General features: G+C 38.4%; 5 protein-coding genes. All 5 read left to right on the top strand.

The window, feature by feature from the left end:
* A partial coding sequence (locus TOL9009_RS48265; RefSeq protein WP_029638770.1) for a hypothetical protein occupies window positions 1-788 on the top strand: 788 nt, incomplete at its 5' end.
* A 422-nt stretch (window positions 789-1,210) separates the two neighbouring features.
* On the top strand, window positions 1,211-2,119 hold the full coding sequence (locus TOL9009_RS0137115) for a hypothetical protein (protein ID WP_029638768.1): 909 nt from the start codon (window positions 1,211-1,213) through the stop codon (window positions 2,117-2,119).
* Window positions 2,120-2,157: 38 nt separating this feature from the next.
* On the top strand, window positions 2,158-2,316 hold the full coding sequence (locus TOL9009_RS48260) for a hypothetical protein (protein WP_186227784.1): 159 nt from the start codon (window positions 2,158-2,160) through the stop codon (window positions 2,314-2,316).
* Entirely contained in the window at window positions 2,317-2,724 is a 408-nt protein-coding gene (locus TOL9009_RS41800; RefSeq protein ID WP_051503226.1) for a hypothetical protein, read from the top strand. It abuts the gene before it with no gap.
* On the top strand, window positions 2,714-3,079 hold the full coding sequence (locus TOL9009_RS0137100; protein WP_029638767.1) for a hypothetical protein: 366 nt from the start codon (window positions 2,714-2,716) through the stop codon (window positions 3,077-3,079). The genes TOL9009_RS41800 and TOL9009_RS0137100 overlap by 11 nt, the downstream gene beginning before the upstream one ends.
* The last annotated feature ends 22 nt before the right edge of the window (window positions 3,080-3,101 follow it).

The following is a 3,101-nucleotide window of genomic DNA, read 5'->3' as shown; positions in this document are numbered from 1 at the left end:
ATTGGAATATAAAATTACCAAAGGGTACAACGAAACTACCCGATGCGGAATTTAAAAAGCTTAGTAGAGCAGCAACTTTTTTTAGAGAAGGACACTTCACCACAGAGGATATAAAAAAGATTCAAGCTAATGCCAAGCTTGCTAAAGAAGCTGAAAAGAAAGCTAAAGAAGCTACAAAGCTCGCGAAGGACAGTAAGAATCTTTGGGATAAATTTCTTAAGGGAGCCAAAGGTGCTACTCAGGCTGCGAAGGCGGTTCAAGCTGGTAGTACTGTCGCTAAATCTGGTGCTGCTTTAGCAAAGTTTGCGCCTATACTTACCGCATTAGCCTCTATAGGTATTTCATTAGCAGTTAATATCATCCAAGGTTGGAGAAACGACGTAAATGAAGACGGGCAACAACTATTATCTCAATCAATTAGCAAAGTATTGGGATTGATGAATGTCCAAAAGCTTAAAATTGATAAAATTAACGTTGAAATTAAAAAAGCTGAACTAGAGAACCAAAGAGTTAGAGATAGGATTTATGGACTTGAAACACAGCAGCCGGCAATTAGAGATTCCATTACAGATGCCAAGAAAAAATCAAATGATGCGCTCTATGAAATCCGCGCCGGTAAAGTAAAGTTAGAAGCTCAAATTGCAGATGCCAAGAAAAAGAGCAATGACGCGCTTTATGAAACTCGCGCTGGACGAACTAAATTAGAAGATAAAATCGCTAATGTTCAATCGCAGATTAATAAATTTATCAAGGTGCTACAAGTAATTTTCAATCAAAGATTGAAGTAACAATTGGAATCATTCAAGGTAGATTAAATACAACTGAAAATAAGATTGCTAATCTGGAAAAAGCTAAACCAACGCTTCAAGATAAAGTCATTCAAACTATTCAAGATAGTGTTAAAAAAGTTAGTGCTGATTTAGCTCCTGCTTTAACCAAGTTAGCTCAACTAGAAAAAGTTCCGGCACAAGTTCAATCCCTACAATCTCAAGTTAAAACAATTGAAGTTGAACACCCCAAACGTTGGGGGATAACAGTAACACAAGCTGAAGTCAGGCAAGCAACCATTACTAAATCTACGGATAGCGCGACTAGAACTTATGTAGAAAGAAGGCTTGCACAAGTCACTGAGAGCCAATTTAGTGCTACCGAGTGGGTAGGCAGATATGGGGCAAAAACCGCTGATTTAGTTACTAGTGGTGTTGATCGCTTGTATAAAAATGATGAAGTATTAGCCGGCGGAATTGCCGCACTGGGTACAAATGTGGATCAGCGCATCACAAAACTTGAGCAGGAAGGATTGCAAGTTTCAGATCCGGCTGTTGGCGGGCTAATTAAAAGTGTAAACAATTTGCGAACTGATTTAGAGCAAGTAAAAGTAAATGAAACAAAAATCGGGGCTGATATTGGTCATCTCACAACAAAAATCAAAGAACAAGAGAAAGTGAACCAGCAAGCTATTCCCAAACTCGACCAAATATTAGGAATATTACCTTTTATTCCAGCACGCGCTGCTGATGCAATCCGCCCTAGCATTGCCACGATTCCCCAGATAGAGCAAGCAGCTGCCACAGGAACTTGTCGAACTTTGCAGCCTGGGGGGTGTGGTGCCAAAGCTCTAAATGATTTGGGTAATGGTGTAAATCAAAATACCAATAATCAATCAAACAATCTATTTGACAAATTAAATGCAGGTGCCAACGCTGCCCAATTAGCATTATTAAAAATAATTGATAACAAGCTTGGCAAGCAAATTGCCGGAGGCATTAGCGGTAAATTAGTCGATGGTTTCAAATGGTTGCAACTTGACAGAGTTTTAGGGGTGTTAACTTTCGCGGCTACAGTTCAAAATCATCTAATGCTCTCTAATGATATTGGACAAACATTAATAGGTGCATTTACTAACGTTCTTAACTTCCTTGGACTAAAGGATGACCAAGGCAAAATTTTTGATGTCACTGAGATAATTAATTCTAGTGTCGAAACTTTCGTAAAATCTATTGTTGGGGCTGAAAATTACGCGACTATCTCGGTAGCGTGGGCAAAGGCTAACAGAATTTATCAAGCCACAACTGATTACTTTGGGTTCCTGATGATGACATTGATTTACTTGCTGTAGAAATTGATGTTGATGCCAGCGATGAAGAATTCGCTGGCATGATCGGATGTAATAAAGCGGCTAGAGAATGGCTGGAAAATCAAATCTCTACAGCCGACTACTGCGACAAGCTGCAATTACATGGCATAAAAGACCCTTTGGAAATTGTGGGCGAATTTTGCGATCATATTGAATTAATAATGTACCGAGGGGTATAAGTGACCAGGAATTTACAGCTGGGGATAGAAAGTAGTTGGGCTTTGCAATATAGTGATTCTTTCCCTGCTGTAACTTACTTGAATGATTCAGCAGGACAACCAATTTATGAAAAAATAACTGAAATAATTGTCCCAGTTGTGTTTGATAAACCTATTATTGCCGTGTCTGTCGCTACCACTATTCCTGTAGGCAAGATTTGGAAGTATGCAGGTTACTTGAGCCGCAGTCTTACGACTGGCTTAGGCTCAAGCTTTACAGGAGAACGTGAGAGATTGTTTTTAGGGAAATTCAATTTAATAGTTTTTGACGATTTAAACATTAATTATTTTGTTTCTATCCAGGTTCCCAAATGGTTTATTAGCGCCAATATTTCTATCTATCAATACGAAATTAATTATGAAAATTGACGTCAACAATGCTTTTACTGTTATTTCTTTGGTCTTTTTATTAATTGGTGGTATCTATCGATTAGCGCAAATAGAAGCGCACATTAATGCAAGAATTACCAATGTACAAGCTACTTTATTAGCCGCGATTGATTCACAGAGAGACAACCTTGTGGACAGGCTATATCTGAATGAAAAAAGATTAGAAGTACACTTGACTGAGTACACCGAAAAGAAGTTATTTTCTGAGTACCGTCATAATGCTACCGACAAGCAACTCGAACACAAATTTAACCGACTTCGTGGGCTGATTAAGCAGCTTGCGGGCTTTTTGAATAAAGAATCTGGCTTTATTCTTCGAGATGATGAATACTAAGATGCTGTCAAAAATTAGTGTT

Source organism: [Scytonema hofmanni] UTEX 2349, assembly GCF_000582685.1.
In the GTDB taxonomy this organism is placed as follows: Bacteria; Cyanobacteriota; Cyanobacteriia; order Cyanobacteriales; family Nostocaceae; genus Hassallia; species Hassallia hofmanni.
This window is presented reverse-complemented; position numbering and strand designations above follow the sequence as displayed.

Bases quoted from the DNA above. Each gene is read 5' to 3' on its own strand.
- TOL9009_RS0137100 (WP_029638767.1), top strand. From the start codon at position 2,714: ATGAAAATTGACGTCAACAATGCTTTTACTGTTATTTCTTTGGTCTTT.
- TOL9009_RS48260 (WP_186227784.1), top strand. From the start codon at position 2,158: ATGATCGGATGTAATAAAGCGGCTAGAGAATGGCTGGAAAATCAAATC.